5 protein-coding genes are annotated in these 6,056 nt (G+C 66.7%); 3 read left to right on the top strand and 2 right to left on the bottom strand.

Going from position 1 to position 6,056, the window contains the following annotated elements; translation table 11 throughout:
• Window positions 1-110 precede the first annotated feature (110 nt).
• Window positions 111-734, bottom strand: a complete 624-nt coding sequence (locus tag Q9G87_RS51545; RefSeq protein WP_305924034.1) for a helix-turn-helix domain-containing protein — start codon at window positions 732-734, stop codon at window positions 111-113.
• A 247-nt stretch (window positions 735-981) separates the two neighbouring features.
• Here Q9G87_RS51545 and Q9G87_RS51540 point away from each other — a divergent pair, with 247 nt between their 5' ends.
• The 3 genes from Q9G87_RS51540 (at window position 982) to Q9G87_RS51530 (ending at window position 3,889) form a co-directional block, all read left to right on the top strand.
• Complete coding sequence (locus Q9G87_RS51540; RefSeq protein WP_305924033.1) at window positions 982-1,323, top strand: ATP-binding protein; 342 nt, start codon at window positions 982-984, stop codon at window positions 1,321-1,323.
• Window positions 1,324-1,648: 325 nt separating this feature from the next.
• The gene (locus Q9G87_RS51535) at window positions 1,649-2,872 is read left to right on the top strand and encodes a S8 family serine peptidase (protein ID WP_305924032.1); all 1,224 of its coding nucleotides are present in this window, start codon (window positions 1,649-1,651) and stop codon (window positions 2,870-2,872) included.
• A 243-nt stretch (window positions 2,873-3,115) separates the two neighbouring features.
• Window positions 3,116-3,889 (top strand): dioxygenase family protein, encoded by a 774-nt coding sequence (locus Q9G87_RS51530; RefSeq protein ID WP_305924031.1) that lies wholly within the window; start codon window positions 3,116-3,118, stop codon window positions 3,887-3,889.
• An 88-nt stretch (window positions 3,890-3,977) separates the two neighbouring features.
• Here the strand turns inward: Q9G87_RS51530 and Q9G87_RS51525 are convergent, their stop codons facing one another.
• Window positions 3,978-6,014 (bottom strand): DEAD/DEAH box helicase, encoded by a 2,037-nt coding sequence (locus Q9G87_RS51525; RefSeq protein WP_305924030.1) that lies wholly within the window; start codon window positions 6,012-6,014, stop codon window positions 3,978-3,980.
• Window positions 6,015-6,056 lie beyond the last annotated feature (42 nt).

Genomic DNA, 6,056 nt, shown 5'->3' with positions numbered 1-6,056 from the left:
CCCTTCACCTGACCCACGCATCCATCAACGGCGGGGAGATATCTGGCCGCCGTTGGGGACACCCTCATGGCCACCAGCGTGTGAACTATCTGGCCGCCAGCGGGGAGAGCTCAAAGGCCATTGACAGTGCTGCACGACGAAAGGGGGACAACCCGCACGGTAACGTGTGGGCGGGTCATCATGTCTAGCAGATAGTTGACCTGTTCCTTCATCACCTCCGGTCCGCCGATCTGGCGGAGGAGGACGCTCTCATCAAGGATCACGGAGATGCTCGGCGGGTTGGCCCGAGACAGGATGGCCTGACGTTGGAGCCGAGCATTGACGGCCTTCTCTACCTCGCCGGGGATGGCTCCCGGTTCTCCTTCGAAGACAGCACGAGCGTAGGCGGGCGTCTGGAGAAGGCCAGGGACCAGCGCCAGCTGGTAGATGCGAATGCTCTTCGCTGCCGCCTCAATAGCCGGCCATCTGCGGAACCACTTGGGGCTAACATCCCGGATTGCCGGCAGCAGCTCAAGCAGCTCCCCATCCAACCCGAGCACCTTTTCTAGCCCTCGGGTGAAAGGCTCCGTGGGTGGCCTGGTGCCGCGCTCCACGGCGCCCACGAGGCTTTCACTGCAGGGAATCAGCGGCGCCAAGCGTGCATGGGTGAGACCGGTCGCCGTCCGATATTTGCGCATTCGTCGCCGATATTCATCGCTGGCGGATTTGCCGATGCTATTCCCGTCTTCCTCCATTTCGCACCTTCCAGCATTGCCCTACGTCCGTACACACAAGTGAATCACATGTTGTGAAGATTTTGGATGGGCCTTTCTGGCGACATTCCCCAGGTGAAGGGTCATGCTTGGGCCTGTAGTCACACAGATCCAGAGGAAAATGTACGCCCCCGAGGTGACCATGCAGGTAGACGTAATACATCAGCCATACGCAGGCATCAAAGAATGGCTTACCGGCGAGATCGGCGACGGTGCCCTACTTCCCGGGATGGCCCGTCGAGAGCTTCGGAAATGGGTGGGCGATCACCCGGCGCTGGCCGACCTTCAGCTCATCGCATCCGAGCTCGTGACCAACGCGCTGGTCCACGGTGCTGACGCTTGGGTGCGGATGACGCTCCGGCCGACGGACGAAGGGGAACGGCGCTACTGGCGGTTGACTGTGGTAGATCCTGGCCTGTCGACATGCGTCCCGCTGCCGCGCATGCCGGGGCCGGATGAGTCGCGGGGTCGGGGCCTGTGGATCGTGGACGCGCTGACCTGCGGCTGCTGGGGCACCGACCGGACGCAGGCGGGGGAACGAGCCGTGTGGGCACTGCTACCGCGGGGTTAGGAAAGGAGATTGCGGAGCATACGCTATGAGGTCGGGCGCGGCGCTCATAAGGCGGAAAAGGTTGCAGATCGGCGGGAACCGCTGCGCTTTTAGCCCTTCGCGTGCCTTGGATCAACGATTAGCTAAGGGACGCGGCTGACAAGCAGCCCTGATTGCACCTCGCCGTTCTATAAACGGCCAAAGCCATCGTCTCAGAAGTCCACCATGGGCGCGTCTGCACGGCGGGACGGCCCTCCTCTGTTAGAACAGCAGCGCCATGACCTGGAGAAATACGTGTTGACGGCCGGCATGGCGATGATCCACTTCCGGAGCGGAGGGAACCACCGTGCGTAATGCACTCCTCGCTGTCCTGTTCGCCAGCTGTCCCGTTCTCACGAATGCCCCGCCCGTATCAGCCGCCACGAAATCCGATCCGGTCGGCGATTACATCGTCGTACTAGATGGCAACCAGAACGCGCAGACCGTCGCCAGCGACCACACCCAAGCGCATGCCACGTCCGTCGGACACGTGTACAGCCATGCCCTCACGGGTTACGCCGCGCGGATGACCAAGTCACAGGCGGCGGCCGTGGCAGCCGACGATCGCGTGCGGTGGGTGCAACCGGACGGCGTGGCGAAGATCAGCGGACAGAAATTCCCCACCGGGATCAACCGGGTCGACGCTGAAACCAGCCCGACCGCGAGGATCAACGGCGTGGACGAGCCGATGGACGTCGACGTGGCGGTCCTCGACACGGGCGTCGACTTGGACCACCCCGATCTGAACGTCAACGTCGGCGGCGCGAGGAACTGCTCCGACGGCACCAGCGCAGACGACGGCAACGGCCACGGCACTCACGTCGCCGGCACGGCCGCCGCGAAGGACAACCTCCACGGCGTCGTCGGGGTGGCACCCGGCGCCCGGATCTGGCCGGTCCGAGTGCTCAACAACAGCGGCTTCGGCTTTTTCTCCCAGATCATCTGCGGCATTGACTTCGTAACCGCGAACGCCGATCAGATAGAGGTCGCGAACATGAGTCTCGGCGGCTTCGGAACCGACGACGGCGCCTGCGGCACAGTCAACGGGGACGCCATGCATCAGGCGATCTGCGCCTCTGTCGCAGCCGGGGTCACGTACGTGGTCTCCGCGGGTAACGAACACGACGACGCCGCGAATGAGATCCCGGCCGCGTACGACGAGGTCATCACCGTCAGCGCGCTCGCGGACTTCAACGGCTTCCCCGGCGGCAGCGGCAAGCGCACCTGCCGGCCCGACGTCGACGACACGATTGCCGACTTCTCCAACTTCGGCGCCGATATCGACCTCATCGCCCCCGGCACGTGCATCCTGTCCACCTGGAAGGGGGGACTGTACGCCACGATCTCCGGCACCTCAATGGCCAGCCCTCACGTGGCAGGAGGCGCCGCGCTCTACAAGGTCACGAACCCGGCCGCCTCGCCTGCCCAGGTGAAGTCAGTCCTGCAGGACGCGGGCACGCTGAACTGGACATGGCCGGACGGCGACCCTGACGGTGTGCAGGAGCCGCTGCTGAACGTCGCCACGCTCTGAGCGGCACACGGGAAAGCGAGCCCTCGTAGGCGGTGTCCACGAGGGCTCGTCCAATCCCCCACCCGCCTCCGGTGCGGTGCCGCCGCACGTCACGCTGCAGTTCCCTATCACCGAGACGGCTATCGATCTGCTTTTCAGCTGATCGCGTCGTGCCTCCCGCGAAATCCCTACATCTCATGAGAGGTTCGGCTGGAGCGGAGGAGACATCGGGGGCTCCTCCTCATCTGCCGGAGAACGATCCCAGTGAGACACGATCATGAAGGGCTGCACGTCAGCCGGCGGCGGCTGATCACCAACATCGGCATCGGCTCGCTCGGGCTCGGCGGCCTCCTGACCGCCCGCAGCGCCGGCGCCACGGCGGCCACGGACTACAGCGACCTCTTCTCCCAGGCCAGCACCTGCACGGTCACGCCTGCCAGGTCCAAAGGGCCCTTCTACCTCGACGCAGACATGATCCGCAGCGACATCCGCGACAACAAGCCCGGTGTACGCCTGCGCCTGGCCATCAAGGTGCAAGACAGCGAAACGTGCCAGCCGCTGCCGGGCTCGGTGGTGGATATCTGGCAGTGCGACGCCTCCGGGCTCTACTCGGGAGGCGAGCGGGGGTCCATGATCGAGCACGTTGAGTCGCGCCAGATCACCCGAGACAGGGCTTGGCCCGACATGACCCCTACCGACGACAAGCGCTACCTGCGCGGCGCGCAAGTCACGGACGGCGAGGGCGTCGTGGAGTTCACGACGATCTGGCCGGGATGGTATCCGGGGCGCACGGTGCACATCCATGCCATGGTGCTCATCGGCGGCTCGCGCATGCTGACCACGCAGCTGATGTTCGAGGAGACGCTCAACTGGAAGGTTCTGTCCCAGGCCCCGTACGCCCAGCACATAGGGCGGGACACGTACAACACCGGTGATTTCTATTACGATCATCGGCTGCAGCTGACGGTTGTCGAAGACGGCGACGGCTACTGGGGCGCCATCATCCTTTCCGTCGACTCCGACAGGGACGGCAGCTGAACCCGCCGCATGGGCTTGCTCTCCCCATAAAATCGCGGAGGCGCGCACCCCTGGTGGGATGCGCGCCTCTTGACGGGCCTCAGCAGCCTCAGCCTGTGCGGCGGCGGTTGCCGTTGCTGTTGCTGTTGCTGTTGCCGCGAGGCTGGCGCCGCTGTTGCTTGCGCTCGCTCGCGGCGGACGGGGCGATGTCGTCGTCGTCCGTTGCCAGGTCCGGCGACTGGAAGATCACCGAGAACGGGCTCGGCGGGATGATCCGCTCCGGCTCCGTCCGCGCCGGTGGCGGCGGCGGGGCGAGGAAGCCCGGGTCATTCTCAGGCTTCTCCCAGAAGGGTGCGGGCACCTCGGCCGCGGGTTCGGCGGCGGCGCGGCGGCGGGAGCGCGTGCTCTCGGCCGGCGCCTCCGTGGTCACCCTGGCTGGTGCCTCTGTGATCGCCTTTGCCGGCGCCTCCGTAGTCGCCATTGCCGGCGCCTCCGTGGTCACCTTCGCCAGCGCCTCCGTAGTCACCTTGGCCGGCACCTCCTCCGTAGTCACCTTGCGGGAGCGGGTGCCCTCGGCCGGCGCCTCGGCGGTCGTCCGGCGGGAGCGGGTGCTCTTCGCCGGAGCTTCCGCCACGGCGACGTCGTCGTCGTCTGTGGCCTTGCGCGAGCGCGTGGCCTTGACGGGCGCCTCAGGAGCCTCGGCCAGCGCCTGCTCGATCGCCGACGTAGCCGCCCCCCTCCGCGTACGCGTCCGCCTCGGCTCGGTGGCCGCGGCATTGATCTCGTCTGTTGAGAAGATCGCGGGAGTCTCCTCCGCCTTGGCATCCACGAGCTCGACCTCCGAGGTCTCGACGGGTGCGGTCTCCACCTGATCGGCCATCTCCCTGCCGCCGCGGGTGCGTCGGCGCTGGCGCGGCGTGCGGGCAGGACGCTCCCGCTCCTCGCGCTCCTCGCGGCGGCGGCCGCCACGCCCGCGAATCCTGCCGGTCTCACCGAGATCCTCGATGTGCTCCGCGGACAGCCCGGCACGCGAGCGGCTCGCGTGCGGCAGGACGCCCTTGGTGCCCTCGGGGATGTTGAGCTCGGTGTAGACGTGCGGCGACGTGGAGTAGGTCTCCTCAGGCTCGGCGAAGTCGAGCCCGAGCATCTGGTTGATCATCTTCCAGCGGGTCAGCTCCTCCCACTCCACGAAGGTGACCGAGATGCCGGTTTTGCCGGCCCGGCCGGTGCGGCCGATGCGGTGCACGTAGGTCTTGTCGTCCGTGGGGCAGTCGTAGTTGACCACGTGGGTGACGTCGTCGATGTCGATGCCGCGGGCCGCCACGTCGGTGGCCACGAGCACGTCGATCTTGCCGTTGCGGAACGCGCGCAGTGCCTGCTCGCGCTGGCCCTGGCCGAGGTCGCCGTGGACGGCCGCGACCGCGAAGCCGCGGGTGTCGAGTTGCTCGGCGACCATGTCGCAGGCCCGCTTGGTCTCGCAGAAGACCATGGTGAGCCCGCGGCCCTCGGCCTGCAGCAGCCGCGCGACGATCTCGATCTTGTCCATGCGGTGCGCGCGCCACACGATCTGGCGCGTCAGCGGCGTGGCCTCGCCCTCGCCGCTCTCGTGCTCGGCGCGTACGTGCGTCGGCCGGTTGAGGTATTTGCGCGACAGCGCGACGATCTCGCCCGGCATCGTGGCCGAGAACAACATCGTCTGCCGCTCTGCGGGGATCAGCTTGAAGATGCGCTCGATGTCGGGCAGGAAGCCCAGGTCGAGCATGCGGTCGGCCTCGTCGAGCACGAGCGAGTTGACCGCGCTCAGGTCGAGGTGCTTCTGCTTGACCAGGTCGAGCAGACGGCCTGGGGTGCCGACGATGACGTCGACGCCGGCCTTGAGCGCCTGGACCTGCGGCTCGTACGCCCTGCCGCCGTAGACGGTCAGGACCCGGGAGCCGAGTTTGCCCGCGGCGGTGACCAGGTCCTCACTGACCTGCACGGCCAGCTCGCGGGTCGGCACGACGACCAGTCCGCGGGGCTTCTTGCGGTTTTTGCGGGGCTTGCCGATGCTCTGCAGCATCGCGATGCCGAACGCATAGGTCTTGCCCGTGCCCGTGCGCGCCTGGCCGATCAGGTCCTGTCCGCTCAGCGCGAGCGGGAGCGCCATCTCTTGGATGGGGAACGGTGTGACGATGCCCTCGGTCTCGAG

Origin of the sequence: Nonomuraea turcica, assembly GCF_030718205.1 — a bacterium.
GTDB lineage: Bacteria > Actinomycetota > Actinomycetes > Streptosporangiales > Streptosporangiaceae > Nonomuraea.
The sequence above is the reverse complement of the archived record's forward strand: the minus strand, read 5'-3'. Positions and strand labels throughout refer to the sequence as shown.